The organism is Streptomyces sp. NPDC127038, from assembly GCF_042725875.1.
Taxonomy (GTDB): domain Bacteria; phylum Actinomycetota; class Actinomycetes; order Streptomycetales; family Streptomycetaceae; genus Streptomyces.
The window spans coordinates 62,122-89,008 of record NZ_JBHXDQ010000036.1 but is presented as its reverse complement, the minus strand read 5'-3'; the positions used below and the strand labels follow the sequence as shown (position 1 = coordinate 89,008).

General features: G+C 69.4%; 15 protein-coding genes. 12 read left to right on the top strand and 3 right to left on the bottom strand.

What is annotated here, in order from left to right:
* Nucleotides 1-99: 99 nt before the first annotated feature.
* Nucleotides 100-294, bottom strand: a complete 195-nt coding sequence (locus ACFWI4_RS24025) for a DUF4236 domain-containing protein (RefSeq protein WP_385394289.1) — start codon at nt 292-294, stop codon at nt 100-102.
* 377 nt (nt 295-671) lie between these two features.
* Here ACFWI4_RS24025 and acnA point away from each other — a divergent pair, with 377 nt between their 5' ends.
* The 3 genes from acnA (at nt 672) to ACFWI4_RS24010 (ending at nt 9,416) form a co-directional block, all read left to right on the top strand.
* Nucleotides 672-3,386, top strand: a complete 2,715-nt coding sequence (acnA, locus tag ACFWI4_RS24020; protein WP_387199686.1) for an aconitate hydratase AcnA — start codon at nt 672-674, stop codon at nt 3,384-3,386.
* Nucleotides 3,387-3,951: 565 nt separating this feature from the next.
* Nucleotides 3,952-5,619: a sensor histidine kinase gene (locus ACFWI4_RS24015; protein ID WP_387199683.1), complete on the top strand. Its 1,668-nt coding sequence runs from the start codon at nt 3,952-3,954 to the stop codon at nt 5,617-5,619.
* A 497-nt stretch (nt 5,620-6,116) separates the two neighbouring features.
* Nucleotides 6,117-9,416: a GH92 family glycosyl hydrolase gene (locus ACFWI4_RS24010; protein WP_387199680.1), complete on the top strand. Its 3,300-nt coding sequence runs from the start codon at nt 6,117-6,119 to the stop codon at nt 9,414-9,416.
* A gap of 71 nt (nt 9,417-9,487) precedes the next feature.
* Here the strand turns inward: ACFWI4_RS24010 and ACFWI4_RS24005 are convergent, their stop codons facing one another.
* Complete coding sequence (locus ACFWI4_RS24005) at nt 9,488-13,312, bottom strand: GH92 family glycosyl hydrolase (RefSeq protein WP_387199677.1); 3,825 nt, start codon at nt 13,310-13,312, stop codon at nt 9,488-9,490.
* 485 nt (nt 13,313-13,797) lie between these two features.
* Between ACFWI4_RS24005 and ngcE the strand changes: the two genes are divergently transcribed.
* From ngcE to ACFWI4_RS23960, 9 genes are all read left to right on the top strand, one after another.
* Nucleotides 13,798-15,246: an N-acetylglucosamine/diacetylchitobiose ABC transporter substrate-binding protein gene (gene ngcE / locus ACFWI4_RS24000; protein WP_387199674.1), complete on the top strand. Its 1,449-nt coding sequence runs from the start codon at nt 13,798-13,800 to the stop codon at nt 15,244-15,246.
* A gap of 34 nt (nt 15,247-15,280) precedes the next feature.
* Nucleotides 15,281-16,213 (top strand): carbohydrate ABC transporter permease, encoded by a 933-nt coding sequence (locus ACFWI4_RS23995; RefSeq protein ID WP_387199671.1) that lies wholly within the window; start codon nt 15,281-15,283, stop codon nt 16,211-16,213.
* Nucleotides 16,214-16,228: 15 nt separating this feature from the next.
* Nucleotides 16,229-17,167, top strand: coding sequence for a carbohydrate ABC transporter permease (locus ACFWI4_RS23990; protein WP_387199668.1), 939 nt, complete (start codon nt 16,229-16,231; stop codon nt 17,165-17,167).
* A gap of 241 nt (nt 17,168-17,408) precedes the next feature.
* On the top strand, nt 17,409-18,608 hold the full coding sequence (locus tag ACFWI4_RS23985) for an ROK family protein (protein WP_385394311.1): 1,200 nt from the start codon (nt 17,409-17,411) through the stop codon (nt 18,606-18,608).
* Between the two features lie 121 nt (nt 18,609-18,729).
* Nucleotides 18,730-19,836 (top strand): sugar ABC transporter substrate-binding protein, encoded by a 1,107-nt coding sequence (locus ACFWI4_RS23980; protein ID WP_385394314.1) that lies wholly within the window; start codon nt 18,730-18,732, stop codon nt 19,834-19,836.
* A 274-nt stretch (nt 19,837-20,110) separates the two neighbouring features.
* Nucleotides 20,111-20,902 (top strand): ATP-binding cassette domain-containing protein, encoded by a 792-nt coding sequence (locus ACFWI4_RS23975; RefSeq protein WP_339135838.1) that lies wholly within the window; start codon nt 20,111-20,113, stop codon nt 20,900-20,902.
* Entirely contained in the window at nt 20,899-22,212 is a 1,314-nt protein-coding gene (locus ACFWI4_RS23970; RefSeq protein ID WP_387199664.1) for a sugar ABC transporter permease, read from the top strand. Before ACFWI4_RS23975 ends, ACFWI4_RS23970 begins: the two co-directional genes overlap by 4 nt.
* Before the next feature lie 260 nt (nt 22,213-22,472).
* Entirely contained in the window at nt 22,473-24,401 is a 1,929-nt protein-coding gene (gene dxs / locus ACFWI4_RS23965; RefSeq protein ID WP_387199661.1) for a 1-deoxy-D-xylulose-5-phosphate synthase, read from the top strand.
* Between the two features lie 147 nt (nt 24,402-24,548).
* Nucleotides 24,549-26,072, top strand: coding sequence for an amino acid permease (locus ACFWI4_RS23960; RefSeq protein WP_387199658.1), 1,524 nt, complete (start codon nt 24,549-24,551; stop codon nt 26,070-26,072).
* A gap of 292 nt (nt 26,073-26,364) precedes the next feature.
* Here ACFWI4_RS23960 and ACFWI4_RS23955 read toward each other — a convergent pair whose 3' ends face one another.
* Nucleotides 26,365-26,757: an NTP pyrophosphohydrolase gene (locus ACFWI4_RS23955; protein WP_387199655.1), complete on the bottom strand. Its 393-nt coding sequence runs from the start codon at nt 26,755-26,757 to the stop codon at nt 26,365-26,367.
* Nucleotides 26,758-26,887 lie beyond the last annotated feature (130 nt).

Below are 26,887 nucleotides of genomic sequence, written 5' to 3'. Positions count from 1 at the left end.
GTGCCGGACGGCGCCGCGACACCCGCGCGGGACGATGAATGCCGTGAAGGAACCCTTCCGTGACGGTTCGTCGACGATGGTCGCTTTGTCGCTCTTTATTCACTTTGCCTTACGTGTCGTCCTGCGCCACCCGAACGGCCCCGGCAGGTCCATCGACGTCGTCCTGCGGCCGGTGCTGCTGTGCGTGTACCTCGGGCCGCCGTGTCCGCCCGTGGTGATGGACCACGACTTGCGGTTGATGTTGAGCCGGACCCCGGGAAAGATGCGGAAGCTCTTGCGGAAGGTGAGCGGCATGGGTGCCCCCCTGTGTCGTCGCGCCGGGACGTTCCCGGCGCACACCGGGTACCCCGGAACGGGCAGGGTGTGCCCCCTCGTCGGCTTCGGGGTGTCACGCCTCCTCCCGGGAGGGCGGGTTGGCTCCGCCCCTGGGAGGCTGGTGCCGTGGGGCAATCGGAACGGAACGGACATGCGGGCGTGCGGGCATGACCTGTCAGCCCCCATGCACTAGAGTTATCTCGACATCGAGATATCTGCCGAGGCGTACCGCAGCAGCACGCCGCCGTCGATCCATCGGTAAGGGTTACCTAACTTAGCCTTACCTTAGCGGATCGGTCACGGCGTCGTGGCGGCAGGATGCGGTGGGAACGCGCACATCAATGAAGGAGACTGTCGTGTCGGCGAACAGCTTCGACGCCCGCAGCACGCTGCACGTGGGCGACGAGTCGTACGAGATCTTCCGGCTGGACAAGGTGGAAGGCTCGGCTCGCCTTCCGTACAGCCTGAAGGTGCTGCTGGAGAACCTGCTCCGCACGGAGGACGGCGCGAACATCACCGCCGACCACATCCGTGCGCTCGGCGGCTGGGACTCCCAGGCCCAGCCCAGCCAGGAGATCCAGTTCACGCCCGCCCGCGTGATCATGCAGGACTTCACCGGCGTGCCCTGCGTCGTCGACCTCGCCACCATGCGCGAGGCCGTCAAGGAGCTCGGCGGCGACCCGGCCAAGGTCAACCCGCTCTCCCCGGCCGAGCTGGTCATCGACCACTCCGTCATCGCCGACAAGTTCGGCACGAAGGACGCCTTCGGCCAGAACGTCGAGCTGGAGTACGGCCGCAACAAGGAGCGCTACCAGTTCCTGCGCTGGGGCCAGACCGCCTTCGACGACTTCAAGGTCGTCCCCCCGGGCACCGGCATCGTCCACCAGGTCAACATCGAGCACCTGGCCCGCACGGTCATGGTCCGAGGCGGCCAGGCGTACCCCGACACCCTCGTCGGCACCGACTCGCACACCACGATGGTCAACGGCCTGGGCGTCCTCGGCTGGGGCGTCGGCGGCATCGAGGCCGAGGCCGCGATGCTCGGCCAGCCGGTCTCCATGCTCATCCCGCGCGTCGTCGGCTTCAAGCTGACCGGTGAGCTCACCCCCGGCACCACCGCCACCGACCTCGTGCTGACCATCACCGAGATGCTGCGCAAGCACGGTGTCGTCGGCAAGTTCGTCGAGTTCTACGGCGAGGGTGTGGCCGCCACCTCCCTGGCCAACCGCGCCACCATCGGCAACATGTCGCCGGAGTTCGGCTCCACCGCCGCGATCTTCCCGATCGACGGCGAGACCATCAAGTACCTCAAGCTCACCGGCCGCTCCGAGCAGCAGCTCGCGCTCGTCGAGGCGTACGCCAAGGAGCAGGGCCTCTGGCTCGACCCGGCCGCCGAGCCCGACTTCTCCGAGAAGCTGGAGCTCGACCTCTCCACGGTCGTCCCCTCCATCGCCGGCCCGAAGCGCCCGCAGGACCGCATCGTCCTCGCGAACGCCGCCGAGCAGTTCAAGAGCGACGTGCGCAACTACGTCGCCGACGACGACGAGGCGGGCAAGGAGTCCTTCCCGGCCTCCGACTCCCCGGCCGCCGCCAACGGCGTCCCGTCCAACCCGGTCACGGTCACGGCCCCCGACGGCTCGACCTACGAGCTCGACCACGGCGCGGTGACGGTCGCGGCCATCACCTCCTGCACCAACACCTCGAACCCGTACGTCATGGTCGCCGCCGCGCTCGTCGCGAAGAAGGCCGTGGAGAAGGGCCTGACCCGCAAGCCGTGGGTCAAGACCACCCTCGCCCCGGGCTCCAAGGTCGTCACCGACTACTTCGACAAGGCGGGGCTCACCCCCTACCTCGACAAGGTCGGCTTCAACCTGGTCGGTTACGGCTGCACCACCTGCATCGGCAACTCCGGCCCGCTGCCGGACGAGGTCTCCAAGGCCGTCAACGACCACGACCTCGCGGTCACCTCGGTCCTCTCCGGCAACCGGAACTTCGAGGGCCGTATCAACCCCGACGTCAAGATGAACTACCTGGCCTCCCCGCCGCTGGTCGTCGCCTACGCCCTCGCGGGCTCCATGAAGGTGGACATCACCCGCGACGCGCTCGGCACCGACACCGAGGGCAAGCCGGTCTACCTGGCCGACATCTGGCCCTCCGAGGCCGAGGTCAACGACGTCGTGGCGAACGCCATCGGCGAGGACATGTTCAGCAAGTCCTACCAGGACGTCTTCGCGGGCGACGCCCAGTGGCAGGCGCTGCCGATCCCCGAGGGCAACACCTTCGAGTGGGACCCGCAGTCCACCTACGTGCGCAAGCCCCCTTACTTCGAGGGCATGACGATGGAGACCACCCCGGTCTCGGACATCGCCGGCGCCCGCGTCCTCGCCAAGCTGGGCGACTCGGTCACCACCGACCACATCTCCCCGGCCGGCGCGATCAAGGCCGACACCCCCGGAGGCAAGTACCTCACGGAGCACGGCGTCGAGCGCCGTGACTTCAACAGCTACGGCTCGCGCCGCGGCAACCACGAGGTCATGATCCGCGGCACGTTCGCCAACATCCGCCTGCGCAACCAGATCGCGCCGGGCACCGAGGGCGGCTACACCCGCGACTTCACCGTCGAGGGCGCGCCCGTCGCGTTCATCTACGACGCCTCGCGCAACTACATCGCGCAGGGCATCCCGCTGGTCATCCTGGCCGGCAAGGAGTACGGCTCCGGCTCGTCCCGCGACTGGGCCGCCAAGGGCACCGCGCTCCTCGGCGTCAAGGCCGTCATCGCCGAGTCGTACGAGCGCATCCACCGCTCGAACCTCATCGGCATGGGCGTCCTGCCGCTCCAGTTCCCGGAGGGCGTCACGGCCGAGTCCCTCGGTCTGACCGGCGAGGAGACCTTCTCCTTCACCGGTGTCGAGGAGCTCAACAACGGCACCACCCCGCGCACGGTGAAGGTCACCACCGACACCGGCGTCGAGTTCGACGCGGTCGTCCGCATCGACACCCCCGGCGAGGCGGACTACTACCGCAACGGCGGCATCATGCAGTACGTGCTGCGCAACCTGATCCGCAACTGACCCTCCCGGTGACGCAGTTGTAGAGCAGCTCCGCAGGAGCAGAGGGCCGCATCCCCGTTCGACGGGGGTGCGGCCCTTCGCCGTCGTGCCTGACTCCCCACCCCGATCTCCCCACCCCGATGTCCTCACCCCCATGCCCTCACCCCGAAGTCCTCGCAGGACATCGGCGGTGCTCAGGTGGAACACAGGGTTCCCCCAGGGGGCCGCGACAGGATTGCCCCATGTACGGCGCATCCGGGGTTCTTGTCAGCCACGTCCGTGTCGGCCGAGTCCGTCCCTCTCGTCCTGGCCGGATCGTCCACGGCGGGCCGCCGGCCGCACGCCCGCCGTCCGCCGCGGGCCGCTCGTACGCCGGCCCCGACGCCAACAGGGCGCTGGAGCGCGGGAGATGAGCTCGCCCGGCGCCCGCACGCCGACATCAACGCCCACAGCGACACCAACACCAAGGTCGACGCGAACGTCGACGCGGCCGCCAGCACGACCGCGAACGCGACCGGACGGGCGGTCCCTGCGCACCCGACTGACCGTCCTCATCGGCCTGGCACTCCTCGCGGTGTGCGGGACCATGGCCGTCTCCACGGTGCTCGCGCAACGCGCCTTTCTGCTGCGCGACTTGGACCGGCGGGTCGCCGAGGCCGCCGAGCGCGACCGGGACGGCTTCCTAGGCGGCGGGCCCGGCGCCGGGACGGACCTCGGCCCGTCCGCCGGGCGAGGACAGCCCGTCGGCACGATCTCCGCCCGGCTCGACGCGGACGGGAACGTCGTCGCGGCCGAGATCGTGCGCCGCTCCGGCGGACCGCGCGACCTGGGCGCCGCCCAGCGTTCGGCCCTCGCCGCCGTCGGCACGGACAGCTCCCCGCGCACCCGAGCCGTCCCCGGGCTCGGCACCTATCGCGTCGCCGTGCTCGACGGCGGCGGACGGCCCGTGCTCACCGCCCTCCCGATGGACGACGTCCAGGACGCGCTGCGGGGGCTGGCCGTCGTCGAGGCCGTGACGGCGGCGGCGGCCGCCACCGCCGTGGGCTGCGTCTGCGCGGCCGTGCTCCGGCATCGACTCCGCCCGCTCGAACGGGTGACGGCCCTGGCCGTCGAACTCTCCGGCCCGCCCCGGGAACGCGACGAACGATCCGACCGGACTCCGGGCACCGACAGGGCCGCGAGCCGCGGGGGCCCCGGCGCCGCCCCGGCGGTCCCGGCCCCGGTGGCCGGACAGGGCAGAGGTCCTGGCGCCGGTTGCGGTACCGCTCCTGGCGACGGTGCGCCCGAACCGGCGCGGGGCGCCGAGGACCGCACCGGTCGTGGTGGCGCCGTAGCGCTTCGGGCCCAGGTGCCTGGACGCCGTACGGCCCCCGGCAGCGAGGCCGACCGGATCGGCGCCGCCCTCGGCCGCCTCATGGACCGGGCCGAGGCCGCCCACGCCCGGCACCTGCGCGAGGAGGAACACCTGCGCTCCGGAGAGGAACGGCTGCGCGCCGGAGAGGAACGCATGCGCCGGTTCCTCTCCGACGCGAGCCATGAACTCCGTACGCCCCTGGCGGCCGTCTCCGGCTACGCCGAGCTGATGACCAGGGGCGCCGGGCCGGCCGAGGCCGCCACGGCCTGGCGGCGGGTGTCCGCCGAGTCGGCCCGGATGACGAGCCTGGTCGAGGACCTGCTGCTGCTCGCCCGGCTCGACGACGGGCACCGGACGCACCCGCCGGAGTCCGCGGAGGTGGACCTGACGATGCTCGTGGCCGAGGGCGTGCGGGAGGCCAGGGCCGCGGGGGAGGACCACCTCTGGCGTCTGGGCCGGCTCCCGGACACCCCGGCCCTGGTGGCGGGCGACGAGGCCCGGCTCCGCCGGGCGGTGGCGCACCTGCTGGCCAACGCCCGTGCGCACACACCGCCCGGCACGACCGTCCTCACCACGGTGGAGGCCACGGCGACGACCTGCACGGTCCGGGTCCACGACGACGGGCCCGGAATCCCGCCCGCCCTGCTGCCCCACGTCTTCGAGCGCTTCACCCGCGCCGACGCGTCCCGCTCGCGGGTCTCTCCCGGACACGGCGGCTCGGGTCTCGGCCTCGCCGTCACCGCGGCCGTCGCGAGGGCGCACCACGGCGGTGTCCGCGCCGAGAGCGTTCCGGGCCGTACGGAGTTCACTCTCGAACTCCCGGCCCTGCGGCCGGTACCCGCGCCGAGGCCCTCGGCGGACGCGGTCCCGGCGGGTCCGGCGCCTGGTGAGGTCCGGTGAAGCCCGGTGCGCGCGACGTTTACAGGGGTTCCGGGGCGCGCTACCTTGCCCCGTGAGGTGGGAGCGCTCCCATCGGCGGACCGGAACCCGCCCGGGAGTCGCTCCCACCTCGCCCCGGTCCCGTACGACCCCTGTCAGGTCGGCCGGACGGGCGAGGCTCGGGGCGGACCGGATGGGCGGGTTCGGGCCCACCCGGTCCGCGAGCCCGGACGGGAGGGGGAGGCCCTGCCCGGGATGGTGCGGCTTGTGGCGACCGCGGTGCGCGACAACGTTGTCGAACGGTCTGCGCAGACTCTATCGCCTCAACGGACAACGATGTCAACACCATTGACGGCCGTCCTCGATCCGCTTCATCCCGCGGCCCCCATCGGAGTGGCCGTGGGGCGCGCCCCGGGTGGCGCAGGCGGTCTTCCGTGGTACCCGTGGCGCACGTTACTGTCCCTGCGGCTTGTGCGACCTGTGGTGCGCGACCCGTCCGAAGGAGGAGGGGCCGCGTCATGCGTTTCCGTCCGTCATCGTTACTGCCGGCCGTCGCCCTGACGGTCGCCGCCACCACCCCGGCCCTCGCCGCACCCGCGTCGGGGCCGCCGGAACCAGCGCCGCGACAGACCACGACCCTGGTCAAGGACCCCACCGCGTACGTCGATCCGCTCATCGGCACCAGGAACGGGGGCAATGTCTTCCCGGGCGCCGTCACGCCCTTCGGCATGCTCTCCTGGAGCCCGGAGAACACCCGCGGCGACGCCACCCGCACGGCCGCGCCCGGCGGTTACCAGTACGACGCCACCCGCGTCCGGGGCTTCAGCCTCACCCACATGTCCGGCACGGGATGCGCGGGAGGCAGCGGGGACATCCCGTTCTTCCCGTACGCGGGCGAGGTCACCTCGTCCCCGGCGGCCGACACCAAGGACGCCGTCTACGCCTCCGCGTTCGACCACGCCGACGAGGTGGCCGAGCCCGGCCACTACCGGGTGGGGCTCGCCTCCGGAGTGACGGCCGACCTCACGGCCACCGCCCGCACCGGCTCGGGCCGCTTCACCTTCCCGGCCGACAAGCCCGCCTCGATGCTGATCCGCACCGCCAACTCCGAGGTCGGCTCGACGGATTCGACCGTGCGGATCGATCCGGCGACCAGGACGGTCTCGGGCTCGGTCACCTCCGGCAACTTCTGTGGCTACCTCGACCCGGAGGGCCGACGCTCCTACTACACCCTGTACTTCACCGCCCGCTTCGACCGCGCGTTCAAGGCCACCGGAACCTGGCAGGACGACCGGCTCAGCCCGGGCGCCACCGAGGCGAGCGGCGGCACCGGAGGCTTCAAGGAGGGCGGCCGGCCCGTCGCGGGCAAGGGGGCCGGCGGCTATGTGGAGTTCGCGCCCGGCACCGACCCGGTGAACGTCAAGGTCGGCATCTCCTACGTCAGTCAGGAGGGCGCCACCGCCAACCTGGAGGCCGAGAACCCGCCGTCCCGCTCCTTCGCCTCGGTCCGGGGCGCCGCCCACCGCGCCTGGCGCGAACGGCTCGGCGCGATCGGCGTCGGCGGCGGCACCGACAGCGACCGCACCACCTTCTACACCGCGCTCTACCACGCGCTGCTGCACCCGAACGTCATCAGCGACGCCGACCGCAGATACCGCGGCCCCGACGACAAGGTCCACACCGTCGGCCGGGGCCACGCGGCCCAGTACGGCACCTTCTCCGGCTGGGACGTCTACCGCTCCCAGGTCCAGCTGCTGACCCTGCTGGACCCGGACACCGGCTCCGACATCGCGCAGTCCCTCCTCGAACTCGCCCGTGAGAACGGGGGAGTCTGGGACCGCTGGCTGCACGGCGCGAGCGGCACCCACGTCATGAACGGCGACCCCTCGGCGCCGGCGCTCGCGGGCATCCGCGCCTTCGGCGGCACCGGCTTCGACCTGCGCGGCGCGCTGTCCTCCCTGGTGAAGGCGGCGACCGTGCCGACCGAGCAGGACCTCTCGCCCGCGGGCAAACCGGTGCTCTCGGCCGGCCAGCGCCCCTCGCTCGACAAGTACCTCGACCACCACTACATGCCGTCCGTGTCCAACGCCTGGGGCGGCGCCGCCGAGACCCTGGAGATGTCCGGCGCGGACTTCGCGATCTCCCAACTGGCCCGGGCGGCCGGGGAGAAGAAGACCGCCGCCGAGTTCGCCGGGCGTTCCCAGTGGTGGCAGAACAACTTCGACGTCGCGGCCGACCCCGGCGGCGGCTACATCGCCGACCGCAAGGCCGACGGCAGCTGGGTCACCGGGTTCACCCCCGCGACCGGCAACGGCTTCGTGGAGGGCACGGCGGCCCAGTACACCTGGATGGTGCAGCACGACCCGGCGGGCCTCTTCGCGGCGATGGGCGGGCGCGCCAAGGCCCTGGACCGTCTCGACACGTTCTTCCACAACAGCGACGGAAGCTGGGCGTTCAGCGGCAGCGGCGGCGACAAGTCCGAGCTGGACAACGAGCCGTCGGTCAACGTGCCCTATCTGTACGACTACGCGGGCGCGCCCTACAAGACCCAGGAGACCGTCCGCGCGGCGATGACCCGGCTGTGGTCGACGAAGCCCGAGGGCATCCCCGGCAACGACGACCTCGGCGAGATGTCGTCCTGGTACGTCTTCTCCGCGCTCGGGATGTACCCGCAGGTGCCCTCCCGCGCCGAACTGACCCTGGCCTCGCCGCTGTTCCCGAGGATCGAGATCCAGCGCCCGGGCGGCGCGGACATCGAGATCCGGGCCCGGGGCGCGGCCGCGGACGCCCCGTACGTCCGGTCGCTGCGGGTGGACGGCCGCGCCTCCGGCAGGCCCTGGCTCCCGGCCTCCTTCGTCCGTGACGGCGGCACCCTCGACTACACGCTGTCCACGGCACCCGACACGGCCTGGGGAGGCGCCGAGCATGCGGCACCGCCCTCCTTCCGCACGGGGGAGCAGCCGTACCAGATCGGTGTCGGTCCGACGGCCGCCACGCTCGCCCCCGGTGGCAGCACCGCGCTCGACATCCGCGCCCTCGCCCTCGGCGGGGGAGCGGCGCCCGAGGTCCGTTTCCACGTGGACGTGCCCGCGGGGGTGAAGGCGACACCGGCGGAGGGCACGGTGAGCGACGGTGCCCAGCGGATCGTCCTCACCGCCGCCGACGACGCCGAGCAGGGGTTCTACGACGCCAAGGTGTCCGTGACCTCCGGCGGCACCTCGTACACCCAGCCGGTGGCGCTCACGGTCGCGGCCCCCGGAACGCTCCTCGCGGCCTACGACAACACCGGCGTCTCGGACGACACCGGTGATCACTCCGAGGCCGACTACGACGGCGGCGGCTGGAGTTACTCCCGCCAGGCCCTCGCCGACGCGGGTCTGACCCCGGGCGGCACGGGAACGGTGGACGGTCTCGCCTTCACCTGGCCGAGGTCCCCCTCCGGCCGCCCCGACAACGTCTCGGCCGCCTCCCAGACCCTCGAACTGAGCTCCCCGGCGAGCCGGTTGTCCTTCATCGGCAGTGCCGTGAACGGCGACCAGCGGACCACGGCGACCGTCACGTACACCGACGGCGGCACCGGCTCCGTCGATCTGTCCTTCACCGACTGGACCGTCGGCGGCGGAGGCGGGACCGTCCAGTACGGCAACGAGACCGTCGCGAGGACCGCCTACCGCAATGTCGCGGGCGCCGACAAGGATCCCGTGGCCACCTACGTCTTCGCCACCAAGCCGTTCACGGCACCGGAGGGAAGGACGATCAGGAGCGTCACGCTCCCGGACGACGCCGATCTGCACGTCTTCACGCTCGCCGTGAGCTGACCCGTACACGGACGAGGGGCGGGCCCGGAGTCTCCTCCGGGCCCGCCCCCTTGTTCCGCGCCGGGCACGGCTCAGGCCAGCAGTTCCACCTCCGCGAGGGTCGACTCGGCGTCCAGGACGAGTCGGTAGTGGGCGTACGAGCCGGGCGAGGCGACCGTGAACACCCGGGTCTGCCGGTCCCAGGGGAAGGACTCGCCGGAGCGTTTGTCGAGGTCCGTCCACGTGGTCCCGTCCGAGGAACCCTGGAGGGTCCACCCGGTCGGCGCCTTTGTGTGGTCGGAGGAGGTCAGCGTGTACTGGACCCCCTTGGTGTCGCCGCCGACCGGCAGGTCGACCGAGGTGACGGTGGCGTCGGTGGCCGAGGTGTTGTCGAAGAGGGCGCCGTCCCCCTTGAGGGTGTCCGCGCGCGGCGAGGGCACCTTGTCGTCCTCGGTGACCGACACCGGTGCCGCGTCCTTACCGGTGCCCCACGAGGACGGTTCGGCGCCCATGTCGAACTCCAGCACTCCGCCACGGGTGATGAGCGAGTGGGGGAGCGAGGTCGAGTTCCACCGCTTGCCGTTGAACCGGACCCCCTGCACGTACACGTTCTTCGTGCTGTTGCGCGGGGCCTTGACGACCAGGTCCTTGCCGTTCTCCAGGTGGACGGTCGCCTTCGTGAACAGCGGTGATCCGATGGCGTACTCGCCGCTGCCCATCACCAGCGGGTAGAAGCCGAGCGCGGAGAAGAGGTACCAGGCCGACTGCTCGCCGTTGTCCTCGTCGCCGTGGTAGCCCTGACCGATCTCGCTGCCGGTGTAGAGACGGGAGAGGACCTCACGGATGTTCTTCTGGGCCTTCCAGGGCTGCCCGGCCGCGTCGTACATGTAGTTCACGTGGTGGGCCACCTGGTTGGAGTGCCCGTACTGGCCCATCCGTACGTCCCGGGCCTCGGTCATCTCGTGGATGACACCGCCGTAGGAGCCCACGACGTCGGGCGAGGCCGTCTCGGGGGTGGAGAAGTACGTGTCGAGCTTGTCGGCGAGGGCGGCCCGGCCGCCGTAGAGGTTGGCGAGACCGCGCGAGTCCTGCGGCGCGGTGAACGCGTATCCCCAGCCGTTGGTCTCGGTGTAGTCGTAACCCCAGACGCGCGGGTCGTACTTGGCGGAGTCGAGCCGCCAGTTCCCCTTGGCGTCGCGGCCCTGGAAGAAGCCGGCCTTGGAGTCGAACAGGTTCACGTAGTCCTGGGAGCGGTTGAGGAAGTAGTCCGACTCCTCCTTGTAACGCTTCTCGCCGGTCTTCTTGTAGAGCGCCTTGCCCATCTCGGCGATGCCGTAGTCGTTGACGTAGCCCTCCATGGCCCAGGACAGGCCCTCGCCCGTGGACGTGCTGGTGTAGCCGAGGAAGGGCGAGGTGGCCATGCCCTTGCGGCCCACCCCGGAGGTCGGCGGGACCACCGTGGCGTTCTTCAGGGCCGCCTCGTAGGCCGACTTGGCGTCGAAGTCGACACCCTTGACGTACGCGTCCGCGAACGCCACGTCCGACGAGGTGCCGGTCATCAGGTCCGCGTAGCCGGGCGAGGACCAGCGCGAGGTCCAGCCGCCGTCCTTGTACTGCTGCACGAACCCGTCGACCATCTCACCGGCCTGATGGGGGGTCAGCAGTGAGTACGCGGGCCAGGTCGTCCGGTAGGTGTCCCAGAAACCGTTGTTGACGTACACCTTGCCGTCGACGATCTTCGCCCCGGTGTGGGTCGCGGTGTCCGGGCCCGGCATCGGGGAGAACGGGGAGGCGTACTGGTACTTCGAACCCACCTTCTCGAAGCCGGAGTTCGGGTACAGGTAGAGCCGGTACATGCTGGAGTAGAGCGTGGTCAGCTGGTCCGGGGTGGCTCCCTGGACCTCGACCCGGCCGAACAGGCGGTCCCACTGCCGGCGCGCGTCCTTCTTGACGGCGTCGAACGAGGTGCCGTCCGGGATCTCCTGGTTCAGGTTGTCCTTGGCCTGGTCGATGCTGATGAGCGAGGTGGCCAGACGCAGGGTGACGGTGTGGTCGGCGCCGGCCTTGAACCTCATGTACCCCTTGACCCCGCTTGCGGAGCCGTCGGTCACCGGCGCGTCGAAGACGCCGTAGACGAAGAGCCGGGTGGCGCCGGTGGACAGGCCGGACTTCACGTCCGAGTAGCCGGTGACCACGCCCGCCGAGGTGTCCAGCGTGAGGCCCGCCTGCTCGGTGACGTTGTCGAAGACGACGCTCGCGTCCTCACCCGGGTAGGTGAAGCGCAGGGCGGCGGCGTGATCGGTCGGCGCCATCTCCGCCTTGAGCCCGTTCTCGAACGTCACTCCGTAGTAGTAGGGCCGCGCGGTCTCGTTCTCGTGCCGGAAGGCCAGTTCACGGGCCTCCCGCCCGGTGTCCGGGGTGCCGGAGGCGGCCGACGGCATCACCTGGAAGGTCTGCCGGTCACCCATCCAGGGGCTCGGCTCGTGGCTCGCGCTGAACGCCTGGATGGTGGGCAGGTTGTCCGCGTTGTTGGCGCGGGCGTAGTCGTACAGCCAGCTCAGCGAGCCCGCGTTGGTCACCGGCGTCCAGAAGTTGAAGCCGTGCGGGACGGCCGTCGCCGGGAAGTCGTTGCCGCGCGAGAATCCGCCGCTGGAGTTGGTGCCGCGGGTCGTGAGCGCGTAGTCCGCCAGGTGCGCGGCGGGCTTCTGCGGGGCGGCCCGGCGCAGTGCGACGTCGTCGAGCCAGCCGCGGAACTTCGCGGGACCCTTCGGCGAGTCGTAGGCGAGGAGGATCCGGTCGACGGTCTTCCCGGCCGCGACGGAACCGATCCGCGAGGTGACGTTGTTCCACTGGTTGACGTACAGCACCTTGGCGGCGCCCTGGCCCTGCGGTGTCAGCGCGAACCCGTGCTGGTCCACGGCGTTCAGGCCGCTCAGCGAGGTGCCGTCGGTGAACACCAGGTCCACGGCCACGTTCGTGGCGTCGTAGTCCCGGTCGCCGTCCGCCATCGACGGGAAGATCCGGTACGACAGTTCGGTGTCGCGGCCGACGGCCACGTTCACGTCGAAGATCTTGTTGTACGAGTACGCACGGCCGTCACCCTTGTGGGTGCCGGCGTAGCGCAGCGCCCGCTTGCCGGTGAAGCCCGCGCCCGCCTTCGCCGTCGGTGAGCCGCTCGGCCCCCGGTCCACGAGGGAGAGCATGTCCTTGGGCGTCGGGTCGTCGCTCTTTCCGGTCGAGAACTGGACATCGGCGATCTGGAGGATGTCGCCGCCGTTGTTCTTCGTGACGTCGAGCCGGAAGTGCTGGTACTCGACGGGGTCCTGGATGTCGTACGTCTTCGTCTGGAACCGTTCGCCGAAGGACTCGCCGGAACGGGTGTCGAGGGTCTTCCAGTCCTTGCCGTCGGTGGAGCCCTGGAGGGTCCAGTCCCGGGGGTCGCGTTCGTCGTGGTCGTTTGCGGATGTGAGCGCGTACGTGACCGCCTTGACCGGCGCGTCCAGGTCGAACTCCGCCCAGCCGGTGGGCTCGAACGTCAGCCACTTGGTACTGGACTCGCCGTCGACGAGGTTCTCCTTGACCTCGCCCGCGCCGGTGTTCTCGCCGCTGGCCCGCACGTCGGTGACGTGGTCGGTCACGTTGCCGGGGATGCCGGTGCTGTAGCCGCCGTCGACGCCCGAGGACCGCTTCGTCCCGTCGGGAGCCGTGTCCACCGTGTTGAGCCAGTCGGGGGCCGGATCGCCCTGTTCGAACGAGGAGCTGAACTCCCGGTCCGCCGTGGCCGCTTGGGCGGGCAGGGCTACCGCGACGCCCTGGGAGGCCGCTAACAGGGAAAGGGCCGCCACCCCCAGTGCCGTCGAGGAACGCCATCCGGACCGGTGCGTGGAACTGTGTCTGTACCGAGCTCTGTGCTGCATACGCGGGCACTCTCCCTGCACGTGGACAACGTTGTCACTTTGCTGCGCAAGGTCCATTTGGGCGTCAAGTTGACAGTGATGTCAAGGGTGTTGGGTGTGGCATCCGGGGTGAATACCGTGTGACGAACCGTGCATTGCGTTCATTGCGGGAGGCCGGCGTCCGTGGGCCTTCGTCGGGGTGGTCCTGGGCTGCCCCATATTTCCGGGAGGTCTCAACTCGGAAAAGACCGACGGCCAAACCTGCATTCGATCTTGCTCCGTTGGCGGGAAGTGGACTATACCTGTCGCGTCCGGCCAGTCGATCGACTGGCTCTGGACAGGCAGGACCCAGGGGGGAATTTCGCGGGACGGCGGAACGTGGTCCGTACACGTAATGCCGCTTCGTCCCACTGAATCCCCCACGCACGACCCCAGCTTGAACTGACCGCGGTGCCGGGGAGGATCCGGTTCACCGCCTGAGTCCTGGAGAAGGCGAGGACTTGAGCATGGGATCCACTTCCGCCGAGAACAGCAGCCCCGAGGGTGTCGGCCGTCGCGACCTCATCAAGAGGTCGGCCGCACTTGGCCTGATCACTGTCCCGACCATGAGCTTCCTGTCCGCCTGTGCGAGCGGTGGCGGTGACGACAAGTCGAGCGACAAGGGCACCGGCAAGACCAGCAAGGACAACCCCTTCGGTGTGAAGAAGGGTGGCGGCAAGCTCGACGTCGTCGTCTTCAAGGGCGGCTACGGCGACGACTACGCCAAGGCGTGGGAAGCGTCGTTCGACAAGAAGTGGGGCAGCAAGAGCGCCCACACGGGTACCCAGGAGATCACCGGCAAGCTCCAGCCGCGCTTCAACGCCGGCAACCCGCCGGACATCATCGACGACTCGGGCGCCCAGCAGATCAAGCTGGACGTGCTGTTCAAGAGCGGCCAGCTCCTCGACCTCGCCGCCGTCCTCGACGCCCCCTCCATCGACGACCCGTCGAAGAAGGTCCGCGACACGCTGATCCCGGGCACGCTCGACCCGGGCCTCCAGGGCGGCAAGGTCGTCTCCCTCAACTACATCTACACGGTGTGGGGGTTGTGGTACTCCGGCAAGTTCTTCAAGGAGAAGGGCTGGGAGGTGCCCAAGACCTGGGACGACTTCCTCGCCATCTGCAAGGACGCCAAGTCCCAGGGCATCGGCGGCCTCGCGCACCAGGGCAAGTACCCGTACTACATCAACGTCGCCATCATGGACCTGATCGCCAAGCACGGCGGTCTGGACGCGATGAAGGCGATCGACAACCTCGACCCCAAGGCGTTCGTCGGGTCCGACGCCGCGCTGGCGGCCATCGAGGCCATCTACGAGGTCGTCGAAAAGGGCTACCTGATGGCCGGCACCAACGGCCTGACCCACACCGAGTCGCAGACGCGGTGGAACCAGTACAAGGCCGCGTTCATCACCTGTGGCTCCTGGCTGGAGAACGAGCAGCTCAAGCAGACCCCGGCCGACTTCGACATGAAGTTCATGCCGATGCCCAGCCTGTCGGGCGACAAGCTGCCGTTCGAGGCGATCCGGGCGGGCTCGGGCGAGCCGTTCATCATCCCGGCGAAGGCCGCGAACCTGCCCGAGGCCCAGGAGTTCATGCGCTCCATGCTCTCCAAGGAATGGTCGACGATCTTCGCCCAGAAGGCCAACTCGCTGACCATCCTCAAGGACGCCGTGTCCGAGGGCGTGCAGCTGCGGCCGGGTACGCAGTCCACGGTCGAGGCCTCCAAGGCGGCCGGCAGCAACACCTTCAACTACCTGTACCCCAACTGGTACAGCGAGATGGACGTCTCGATCCAGAACGCGTCCAACGAGCTGATGTCCAAGCGCATCCAGCCGAAGGAATGGCTGAAGCGCGCCCAGGCGGCGGTCGACAAGGCGGCCAAGGACCCGGCGTCCAAGAAGAACCACCGCGACTGATCATGTAAACCCGGAACACCAGGGGCAGGATGCCATGCGAAAAGGGCAGTACCGGTTCGTCGCGGGGTTTCTCCTCGCACCTTTGGCGCTGTATCTGATCTTCGTGATCTGGCCTTACCTCCAGACCATCGGTTACTCCTTCACCGACTGGAAGGGTCAGTCACAGACGTTCAGTTTCGTCGGCCTGGACAATTACAAGGCGTTGTTCCAGGACGACGTATTCCTCGAAGCGATCTGGCACAACATCCTGTTCCTGGTGTTCATCCCGGTGATCACCATCCTGCTCGCCCTCTTCTTCGCCTTCATGGTGAACGCGGGCGGGCGGGGTGGCGCCGGCGGCGTCCAGGGCGTCACGGGCTCACGCTTCTACAAGATCGTGTACTTCTTCCCGCAGGTGCTGTCGCTCGCGATCGTCGCGGTGCTCTTCGGAGCCCTCTACCGCAGTGACAGCGGCGGTCTGCTCAACGGCCTGCTGATCAAGCTCCACCTGGTCGACGGCAACAACCCCATCGAGTGGATGAACGAGCCGGACCTGGTGCTCTGGTGCCTGATGGCGGTCGTCGTCTGGCACGGCGTCGGCTTCTACCTGGTGCTGTTCTCCGCGGCCATGCAGTCCATCCCGAGGGACATCTACGAGGCCGCGCTGCTGGACGGCGCGGGCCGCGCGCACACGTTCTTCCGGGTCACCCTGCCCCTGCTGTGGGACACGGTGCAGACCGCCTGGGTCTATCTGGGCATCATCGCGATGGACATGTTCGTCCTCGTCTCCACCATGACCCAGGGCACCGGCTACGGCGGCGGACCCGACCACCACAGCGAGGTCATGGCGAACGTCATGATGCGCAACTTCCAGTACTTCGGATTGAGCGGCTACGCCTGCGCCATGGGCGTCGTCATGCTCGTCCTCACCCTGTTCCTGTCCGTGGTCACGCTGCGCGCCACCCGCCGCGAGCGCATCGAGTTCTGAGCGGGAGACACGACTATGAGCGCACCCATGACGGAGCCGGCGAAGGTCGACGGCGCCGCGGTACCCCAGCAACGCAGCGCCAGGAAGGCCCCGCCCCGGCCGGGTGACAAGCGCACCGAGGGAATGGCCCTCAACGTCTTCTCGCACGGCTTCCTCGCCCTGTGGGCGATCCTGATCGTCCTGCCGCTGCTCTGGCTGGTCCTGAGCTCCTTCAAGACCGACGCCCAGATCGGCGGTTCGGCCCTCAGCTGGCCCTCGCACTGGCACTTCGACGTCTTCGTCCGCGCCTGGAACAAGGGCATCGGCGACTACTTCGCCAACACCCTGATCGTCCTGGTGTTCTCGGTCCCGCTGACCATGCTGCTCGGCGCGATGGCGGCGTACGTGCTGGCCCGCTACGAGTTCCCGGGCAACCGGCTCATCTACTACTTCTTCGTCGGCGGGGCCATGTTCCCCGTCTTCCTGGCCCTGGTGCCGCTGTTCTTCATGGTCAGGCGCCTTGACATGCTGAACACCTATCAGGGCCTGATCCTGGTGTACGTGGCCTACTCGCTGCCGTTCACCGTGTTCTTCATGCACTCCTTCTTCAGGACGCTGCCCACGGCGGTCTTCGAGGCGGCGGTGCTCGACGGGGCCTCGCACACCCGGACGTTCTTCCAGGTCATGCTGCCCATGGCCAAGCCGGGACTGCTCAGCGTCGGCATCTTCAACGTCCTGGGCCAGTGGAACCAGTACATCCTGCCCTCGGTGCTGATGCAGCCGCCGACCAGTTCGGACCCGGAGCGCTACGTCCTGACCCAGGGCCTCATCCAGCTCCAGCAGCAGCAGGGTTATGCCTCCGACCTGCCCGTCCTGTTCGCCGGCGTGACGATCGCCATGATCCCCATGCTCATCGTCTACCTGTCCTTCCAGCGCCAGGTCCAGGCGGGTCTCACTTCGGCGACGCTCAAGTAACGAATCGCATCGTCCGTCACATGCGCCACTCCCGCCCCGGGAGTGGCGTACGTGCGTCCGGGGGAAGCCGGAGGGCGAACCGGACCCGGCGGAGCCGATTTCCGTCAAGGACTTGACTGCGGTAACCCGTTCAGCGGAGCTTGGAGTTCACAACTTGTAAGTGACCGGGTCCCGTTGACGTGACCCAGATCACACGGGCGGCATCGGGGCCGTCCGGCTATGGGCAGGAGTGGATGAGTCGATGGAGACTCCGGGGTCGCAGTCTTCGCTGCACCGAGCCAATCTGGAGCGCGTCGTGCGAGCGGTGCGGCTGGCCGGCTCGCTCACACAGGCGGAGATCGCGAGGGCGACGGGCCTGTCGGCCGCGACCGTTTCCAATATCGTCCGTGAACTCAAGGACGGCGGGACGGTCGAGGTCACACCCACTTCGGCCGGCGGCCGCAGGGCGCGCAGCGTGTCCTTGAGCGGTGACGCCGGCATTGTCATCGGCGTCGACTTCGGGCACACCCACCTGCGTGTCGCGGTCGGGAACCTGGCCCACCAGGTGCTGGCGGAGGAGTCCGAGCCGCTGGACGTGGACGCGTCCGCCGCGCAGGGCTTCGACCGGGCCGAGGAGCTGGTCAGCCGGCTGATCGAGGCGACCGGGGTCGACAGATCCAAGATCGCGGGGGTGGGGCTCGGCGTACCGGGCCCCATCGACGTGGAATCGGGCACCCTGGGGTCCACCTCGATCCTGCCGGGCTGGACCGGCGCCAGGCCCGCCGAGGAGCTGCGGGGGCGGCTCGGCGTGCCCGTGCACGTGGACAACGACGCCAATCTGGGCGCGCTCGGCGAGATGGTCTGGGGCAGTGGCCGCGGGGTCAGGGACCTCGCGTACATCAAGGTCGCCAGCGGTGTCGGCGCCGGTCTGGTGATAGAGGGCAAGATCTACCGCGGCCCGGGTGGCACAGCGGGCGAAATCGGACATATTACACTGGATGAATCCGGCCCCGTCTGCCGGTGCGGCAACCGGGGCTGCCTGGAGACCTTCGCGGCGGCGCGCTATGTGCTGCCGCTCCTCCAGTCCAGCCACGGCACCGATCTGACCATGGAAGGCGTGGTCAGGCTGGCGCGGGACGGAGATCCGGGCTGCCGTCGGGTGATCGCCGACGTCGGCCGACATATCGGCAGCGGAGTCGCGAATCTGTGCAATCTGCTGAACCCGAGCAGAGTGGTCCTCGGAGGCGATCTGGCCGAGGCCGGGGAGCTCGTCCTGGGGCCCATCAGGGAGTCTGTGGGCCGCTACGCGATCCCCAGTGCGGCACGTCAACTCTCGGTGCTCCCAGGGGCACTTGGGGGCCGCGCGGAGGTGCTCGGAGCACTGGCCCTGGCGCTCAGCGAGATGGGTGATTCGACCCTTTTGGACGGGTCGCTGACGTCCGCTGCGCCTGCCTTCACTTAGAGAACGAAACACGCCGTTGCCAACCCGTTAAGTATTTACTTCTTGACGTCGAACGAGCGGCCGAGTTGACTCCAACCCACCTCGGTCGCAGCGTTGCGACCCTGTCAGGGAGGCACCACCAATGAACAACACGATGCGCAGAGTCGTCATCGGCACCGCCGCGGTTTCCATGGCCCTTTCGGTGGCCGCCTGTGGCAAGGCCGGAGACAAGAGCTCCAGCGACAGCAGCAGCTCTTCCTCCTCCTCGGGCAGCAAGACCATCGGTCTCCTGCTCCCCGACAGCGTCACTGCGCGCTACGAGAAGTTCGACCACCCGCTCTTCGAGGCCAAGGTCAAGGAGCTGTGCCCGGACTGCAAGGTCCAGTACGCGAACGCGGCCGGCGACGCCGCCAAGCAGGCCCAGCAGGTCAGCACCATGATCACCCAGGGCGTCAAGGTCCTCGTGATCAGCGCGCAGGACTCGGCCGCCATCAAGTCCTCGATCCAGACCGCGGTCAACAAGGGCATCAAGGTCGTCGCGTACGACCGCCTCGCCCAGGGTCCGGTCTCGGCGTACGTCTCCTTCGACAACGAGAAGGTCGGCGAGCTCCAGGGTCAGGCGCTGCTGACCTCGCTCGGCTCCAAGGCCACCAAGAAGTCGAAGATCGTCATGATCAACGGTGACGACGCCGACCCGAACGCCGGTCAGTTCAAGGCGGGTGCCCACAAGGCCCTCGACGGCAAGGTCGACATCGCCTACGAGCAGTCCGGCCTCTGGAAGGACACCGTCGCCGCGCAGAAGATGTCCGCTGCCATCACGCAGCTCGGTGCCAAGAACATCGCGGGCGTCTACTCCGCCAACGACGGCATGGCCGGTGGCATCGCCAACACCCTCAAGGGTGCGAAGATCAGCGGCATCCCGCTGACGGGCCAGGACGCCGAGCTCGCCGGTATCCAGCGCCTCGTCGCCGGCACCCAGTCCTCCACGGTCTACAAGGCCTTCAAGCCGGAGGCGGACGCCGCTGCCCAGCTCGCGGTCAACCTGCTCGAGGGCAAGGACATCAAGACCCTCGCCAACCAGACGCTGACCAGCGGCTCCGGCGACAAGGTCCCCTCGCAGCTGCTCGTCCCGGTCTCGGTCACCAAGGCCAACATCAAGGACACGGTGATCAAGGACGGCCTGTACAAGGTCTCCGACATCTGCACCGCGGACTTCGCCAAGGCCTGCAAGGCTGCCGGCCTCCAGTAAGCACCATCGTCTCGGGCGACTACTCGCACAACGAGTAGCCGCCCGATTCGTGACCGCCCCCCCGGGGCGGTCGTGACCGCTCCAGGGCGGTCCCGTGAACCTGTCCGACGCCTGCCCCACCTTCAAACCCCGCTGCGGGGCGGGCGTCGGATGGAACCGTTGCGAAGTGCAGCGGATTCGCGCATGTTCAATATGTAATCTCGTGCTTTTTTGCACAGTCTTCCGCGCCGGTTGGTTCGAGCGCGGCATCCCCGCCGGTCAGGCGGCGAAGGAGATGGTTCACGTGTCCGCTACGCCCGTGCTGGCGTTGCGCGGAGTCTCAAAGCGATTCGGTGCGGTTCAGGCTCTCACCGATGTCGAGCTCGAGGTTCACGCCGGAGAAGTGGTCGCCCTGGTGGGCGACAACGGTGCAGGAAAGTCCACCCTGGTCAAGACGATCGCGGGTGTGCACCCCATCGATGAGGGCGTCATCGAGTGGGACGGCCAGGCCGTCAGCATCAACAAGCCGCACGACGCCCAGGGACTCGGCGTCGCGACGGTCTACCAGGACCTCGCGCTCTGCGACAACCTCGACGTCGTCGGCAACCTCTACCTCGGTCGGGAGCTGCTGCACCGCGGCGTCCTCGACGAGGTGACCATGGAGCAGAAGGCGCGCGAGCTGCTGAGCACGCTCTCCATCCGCATCCCGAGCGTGCGCATCCCGATCGCGAGCCTTTCCGGCGGTCAGCGCCAGGTCGTGGCGATCGCCCGCGCGCTCATCGGTGACCCCAAGGTCGTCATCCTCGACGAGCCGACCGCCGCTCTCGGTGTCGAGCAGACCGCTCAGGTCCTCGACCTGGTCGAGCGACTGCGCGAGCGTGGTCTCGGCGTCATCCTCATCAGCCACAACATGGCCGATGTGAAGGCCGTCGCGGACACCGTCGCCGTCCTGCGCCTGGGCAAGAACAACGGCTCCTTCTCCGTGAAGGACACCAGCCACGAAGAGATCATCGCCGCCATCACCGGAGCCACGGAGAACGCCGTGACCCGTCGTGCGGGGCGTCGCAGCACGGAGGCCGCAAAGTGAGCGACACGTCCAAGGTTTCCAAGGCGGAGGTGGAGCAGACCACCGTCGCTCCCGCCAGCGACCCCACCGCCGCGCCGGTCACCGTCGTCGACCCGCGCCTGCTGGTCCGCGAAGAGGGCTTCAAGGGCTACATCACCGAGTTCAAGCGCAAGATCAAGGGCGGCGAGCTGGGCTCCCTGCCGGTCTTCGTCGGCCTGGTCGTCATCTGGACGATCTTCCAGACGCAGAACTCCCGGTTCCTGAGCGCCGACAACCTGTCGAACATCAGCTACTTCATGTCGGCCACCGGCATGCTGGCCATCGGCCTGGTGTTCGTCCTGCTGCTCGGTGAGATCGACCTGTCCGTCGGCTCGGTCAGCGGTCTCGCGTCCACGGTCTTCGCCGTGTTCGTGGTCAACCACAGCATGAACCCCTGGCTGGCCCTGGTCCTGACCATCGCCACCGGTGCCGCCATCGGCGCGCTCCAGGGCTGGTTCTTCGCCAAGATCGGCGTTCCCGCCTTCGTCGTGACCCTGGCCGGCTTCCTCGGCTGGAGCGGTCTGATGCTGTGGCTGCTCGGTTCGAGCGGCACCATCAACATCCCGTCCGACAGCGGCCCGGTGCACCTGCTCGGCCAGAGCTCCTTCTTCATGGACCAGGCCGTCGTCGGCGCCTACCTGCTGGCCGGCCTCGCCGTCCTGTCGATGCTCGTGGGCTCGTTCATGGACCAGCGCCGCCGCAAGGCCGCCGGTGTGCCCTTCCGGCCCACCAGCGAGATCCTTCTCCGCGTCATCGCGCTCGCCGTGGCGGCCTTCGTCTCCGCCGCCGTGCTCAACAACGCGTCCGGTGTCTCCAACGCCCTGGTGATCTTCCTGATCTCCCTGGTGATCGTCGACTTCATCCTGCGCCGCACCACCTACGGTCGCAAGATCTTCGCGGTCGGCGGTGGCATCGAGGCGGCCCGACGCTCCGGCATCAGCGTCTCCATGGTCCGTATCAGCGTCTTCGCCATCTCGGGCGCCTTCGCCGCCATCGGCGGTATGTTCTTCGCCGGACAGACCGCGAGCGCCACGCTCAACGCCGGCGGCGGCAACACCCTGATGCTCGCCATCGCGGCGGCCGTCATCGGTGGTACGAGCCTCTTCGGTGGACGCGGAAACGTTTGGTCGGCCCTCCTGGGCATGCTGGTCATCCAGTCGATCCAGACGGGCCTCGACCTGCTCAACATGAACACCTCCATCCAGTACATGATCACGGGTGCGGTGCTCCTGGGCGCGGTCGTCATCGACTCGGTCTCGCGCAAGAGCCAGAAGGCCGCGGGCCGCGCGTAACACTCCGCAGAGGACGCCGCGGGCAACCGCGGTCCGTCCCCCGCGAAAGATCCTGTGCCCGGCGCCAATGGCGGCGCCGGGCACAGTCACGTCCGGCACCCGTCGTGGTGCCGGGCGCAGCCATGCCCGGACGGGAACACGCGTTCCCATCCGGTTGGGCCGTTCGTGTGGCGTAGATCGCCAGGCCCGGCCCGCGCCCGAAAAGACGGAACATTAGACTCGACCAAGCCCGGCAACAGCTCTACTGCAAGGAGGCACGGGTGCCGCTGCTGACCCGCATCACGGGACCGCGCGATCTGGACCGGCTCAGCCTGGAGCAGCTGGACCAGCTGGCCGGCGAGATCAGGACCTTCCTCGTCGACGCGGTCTCCAAGACCGGCGGCCACCTCGGCCCCAACCTCGGTGTGGTGGAGCTGACCATCGCCCTGCACCGCGTCTTCGAGTCGCCCAGGGACCGGGTGCTGTGGGACACGGGCCACCAGTCCTACGTCCACAAGCTGCTCACCGGCCGCCAGGACTTCTCCCGGCTGAAGATGAAGGGCGGCCTGTCCGGCTACCCCGCACAGGCCGAGTCCGAGCACGACGTCATCGAGAACTCGCACGCCTCCACGGTCCTCGGCTGGGCCGACGGCCTGGCGAAGGCGAACGAGGTCCTGGGCAAGGACGACCACGTGGTCGCCGTCATCGGTGACGGCGCGCTCACCGGCGGCATGGCCTGGGAGGCGCTGAACAACATCGCCGACGCCAAGGACCGCCCGCTGATCATCGTCGTCAACGACAACGAGCGTTCGTACGCGCCGACCATCGGCGGGCTCGCGAACCACCTGGCGACCCTGCGCACCACCGACGGCTACGAGCGCTTCCTGGCCCGCGGCAAGGACCTCCTGGAGCGCACGCCGGTCGTCGGCAAGCCGCTCTACGAGACCCTGCACGGCGCCAAGAAGGGCCTGAAGGACTTCATCGCCCCCCAGGGCATGTTCGAGGACCTCGGCCTGAAGTACGTCGGCCCGATCGACGGCCACGACATCGAGGCCCTGGAGTCGGCGCTCGCCCGCGCCAAGCGCTTCGGCGGCCCGGTCATCGTGCACTGCCTCACCGAGAAGGGCCGCGGCTACCAGCCGGCCCTCCAGGACGAGGCGGACCGCTTCCACGCGGTCGGCAAGATCCACCCGGACACCGGCCTGCCGATCGCCTCCTCCGGCGCCGACTGGACCTCCGTCTTCGGCGAGGAGATGGTCGCCCTCGGCAAGGAGCGCGAGGACATCGTCGCGATCACCGCCGCGATGCTCCAGCCGGTCGGCCTCGACCGGTTCGCCAAGGCGTTCCCGAAGCGGGTGTACGACGTCGGCATCGCCGAGCAGCACGCCGCCGTCTCCGCGGCCGGGCTCGCCACCGGCGGACTGCACCCCGTCTTCGCCGTCTACGCGACCTTCCTCAACCGCGCCTTCGACCAGGTCCTGATGGACGTGGCCCTGCACAAGTGCGGCGTCACCTTCGTCCTGGACCGCGCGGGCGTCACCGGCACCGACGGCGCCTCGCACAACGGCATGTGGGACATGTCGATCCTCCAGGTCGTCCCGGGCCTCAGGCTCGCCGCCCCCCGCGACGCCGACCAGGTCCGCGCCCAGCTGCGCGAGGCCGTCGAGGTGAAGGACGCGCCCACCGTGGTGCGCTTCTCCAAGGGCGCGGTCGGCCCGGCCGTCCCCGCCGTGGGCCGGATCGGCGGCATGGACGTCCTGCGCGAGCCCGGCACCGACACGCCCGACGTGCTGCTGGTCTCCGTCGGCGCGCTCGCCCCGATGTGCCTGGAGATCGCCGCCCTGCTGGACCGGCAGGGCATCTCCACCACCGTCGTCGACCCGCGCTGGGTCAAGCCGGTGGACGAGGCCATGGCGCCGCTCGCCGAGCGGCACCGCGTGGTCGTCACCGTCGAGGACAACTCCCGGGTCGGCGGTGTCGGCTCGGCCGTCGCGCAGGCCCTGCGCGACGCGGGCGTCGACATGCCGCTGCGCGACTTCGGCATCCCGCCGCGCTTCCTCGACCACGCCTCGCGCGCCGAGGTCATGGCCGAGATCGGACTGACCGCGCCGGACATCGCCCGGCAGGTCACCGGCCTCGTCTCCAAGCTGGACGGCCGCTTCGACGGCGCGGCCCAGGCGGTCGACGCCGTACAGCCCGCGCGCGACTGACGCCGCCGCACACGGCCGACGGGCCGGTTTCAGCACCCTGTACGGGTGGTGAAACCGGCCCATCTGCGTGAAAGGGGCCGCGTCGGGGGATACGTGCTACCTGCCCTCTCGATCATGTCGAGGACGACAAGCGTGGGAGGTACGTCCGTGAGCAACACCCTCTTCAGGACGAAAAGGGTCGAACAGTCGATCTTGGACACTGAGGAGCCGGAGCACGCCCTCAAGAAGTCGCTTTCCGCTCTGGACCTCACCGTGTTCGGCGTCGGTGTCATCATCGGCACCGGCATCTTCGTCCTCACCGGCAAGGTGGCCAAGGAGAACGCGGGACCCGGCGTCTCGCTCGCCTTCGTCGCCGCGGGTGTCGCCTGCGCGCTGGCGGCCCTCTGCTACGCGGAGTTCGCCTCGACGGTCCCGGTCGCGGGCTCCGCCTACACGTTCTCGTACGCCTCCCTGGGCGAGCTGCCCGCCTGGATCATCGGCTGGGACCTGGTCCTGGAGTTCGCGCTCGGCACGGCGGTGGTGGCCGTCGGCTGGTCCGGCTACGTGCGCTCGCTGCTGGACAACGCGGGCTGGCACCTTCCCGACTCGCTCGGCGGGCGCGACGGGGCGCACGGGTTCGGTTTCGACATCCTCGCCGCCGCGCTGGTGCTGGTGCTCACCGCCATCCTCGTCATCGGCGTGAAGCTCTCCGCCCGGATCACCACCCTGGTCGTCGCGATCAAGGTCACCGTCGTCCTCATCGTGATCATCGCGGGCGCCTTCTTCATCGAGGGCAAGAACTACAAGCCGTTCATCCCCCCGGCGCAGGCCGTGGAGGCGGGCAGCGGCATCAAGTCGCCGCTGATCCAGATCATGTTCGGCTGGGCACCGACCAACTTCGGCATCATGGGCATCTTCACCGCGGCCTCCGTCGTGTTCTTCGCCTTCATCGGCTTCGACGTGGTCGCGACGGCCGCGGAGGAGACGAAGAACCCGCAGCGGGACATGCCGCGCGGCATCCTCGGGTCGCTCGTGATCTGCACCGCGCTCTACGTCCTGGTGTCGATCGTGGTCACCGGCATGCAGAAGTACACCGAGCTGTCCGTCGACGCACCGCTCGCGGACGCGTTCAAGGCGACCGGGCACCCCTGGTACGCGGGCGTCATCAGCTTCGGCGCCGCCGTCGGCCTGACGACCGTGTGCATGATCCTGCTCCTCGGCCAGACCCGCGTCTTCTTCGCGATGAGCCGCGACGGACTGCTGCCGCGCTTCTTCTCCCGCGTCCACCCGAGGTTCCGCACCCCGCACCGGCCGACCATCCTGCTCGGCGTGATCATCGCGATCCTCGCGGGCTTCACCAGCCTCAGCGCACTGGCCGAACTGGTCAACATCGGCACGCTCTTCGCCTTCATCGTGGTCGCGGTCGGCGTCGTCGTCCTGCGCCACACCCGCCCCGACCTGCCCCGCGCCTTCCGGACCCCGTGGGTGCCGTGGGTGCCGATCCTGTCGGTGCTCGCGACCCTGTGGCTGATGCTGAACCTGCCGGCGGAGACCTGGCTGCGGTTCGTGATCTGGATGGTGATCGGCGTCGCCGTGTACTTCCTGTACGGGCGCTCGCACAGCCGTCTGGCCCGCAACCCCGAGACGGGTTCGGGCAGCACCCGGACCCCACCGGGCGGCACGGCCGGGTGACGACCCGGTCCCCTGCTCGGCGCGGCGGGGACGGACCGTCAGGACCTCGCCGCGCGGCCTCCTTCGGCCCCGTGATCCCGCACTCCGGGGGCACGGGGCCGACGTGTGCGTGTGGCTGGCGCCTGCCGTGCGGGTACCCGGCGCGGTACTCGGCGTGTGCCGGTCGCGTAGCCGGCGTGTGCCTGGCAGGCCCCGGCGTGTGCCTGGGGTGTGCCGGTCCCGTGGCCGGCGTCGTGCCTGGCAGGTGCCCGTTGCGTGCCCCGTATCCCGTATAGCCTGCGTGTGTTCGGTGTCAGGCGTGGGGGCGTACCGTGCGCGGGCCCGTGACCTCGGCGCCCAGTTCGACGACGCGTCGGCGCAGTTCGCGGTCGGCCGTGACCACGAGGCGGCGGCGGTCGCGCGCCCCGGCCACCAGTTCCACCATGCGGTCGTCGCCGCTGCCCGGGGCCTCGTCCACCCGGACCCCCGGGACGGGGTCCACCCCGCGCGCCGCGCCCTCCACCACCAGGACGATCTCCAGCGGGCCGGGGTGACCGGGCAGCCCCGGCCCGGCGAGCTCGGCCAGCCGGTCCCTGAGCCGCTCGGCGGCACCGCGCCGGTCCCGCCACCAGCCGTCGGGGACGGACCCCACCACGTTGGCGCCGTCCACGACGATCAGTGTCGGCAGGTCCGGAGAAGTCGTCATGACCTCATCCTGCCGTGACTCCCGCCGGTCCGGAGCCGGGTGACGGCCGGGAAGGCCCGGAGACCGCGGCGGCCCGCCGGGGGACGGCGACCGCCGGCGGTCCCCGGCCAGGGCCTGCCCCAGGTCACCG

Coding starts and splice junctions, on each gene's coding strand:
- ACFWI4_RS24025 (WP_385394289.1), bottom strand. CDS start 294: ATGCCGCTCACCTTCCGCAAGAGCTTCCGCATCTTTCCCGGGGTCCGG.
- ACFWI4_RS24015 (WP_387199683.1), top strand. CDS start 3,952: ATGGCCGTCTCCACGGTGCTCGCGCAACGCGCCTTTCTGCTGCGCGAC.
- ACFWI4_RS24010 (WP_387199680.1), top strand. CDS start 6,117: ATGCGTTTCCGTCCGTCATCGTTACTGCCGGCCGTCGCCCTGACGGTC.
- ACFWI4_RS24005 (WP_387199677.1), bottom strand. CDS start 13,312: ATGCAGCACAGAGCTCGGTACAGACACAGTTCCACGCACCGGTCCGGA.
- ngcE (WP_387199674.1), top strand. CDS start 13,798: ATGGGATCCACTTCCGCCGAGAACAGCAGCCCCGAGGGTGTCGGCCGT.
- ACFWI4_RS23995 (WP_387199671.1), top strand. CDS start 15,281: ATGCGAAAAGGGCAGTACCGGTTCGTCGCGGGGTTTCTCCTCGCACCT.
- ACFWI4_RS23990 (WP_387199668.1), top strand. CDS start 16,229: ATGAGCGCACCCATGACGGAGCCGGCGAAGGTCGACGGCGCCGCGGTA.
- ACFWI4_RS23985 (WP_385394311.1), top strand. CDS start 17,409: ATGGAGACTCCGGGGTCGCAGTCTTCGCTGCACCGAGCCAATCTGGAG.
- ACFWI4_RS23980 (WP_385394314.1), top strand. CDS start 18,730: ATGAACAACACGATGCGCAGAGTCGTCATCGGCACCGCCGCGGTTTCC.
- ACFWI4_RS23975 (WP_339135838.1), top strand. CDS start 20,111: ATGGTTCACGTGTCCGCTACGCCCGTGCTGGCGTTGCGCGGAGTCTCA.
- ACFWI4_RS23955 (WP_387199655.1), bottom strand. CDS start 26,757: ATGACGACTTCTCCGGACCTGCCGACACTGATCGTCGTGGACGGCGCC.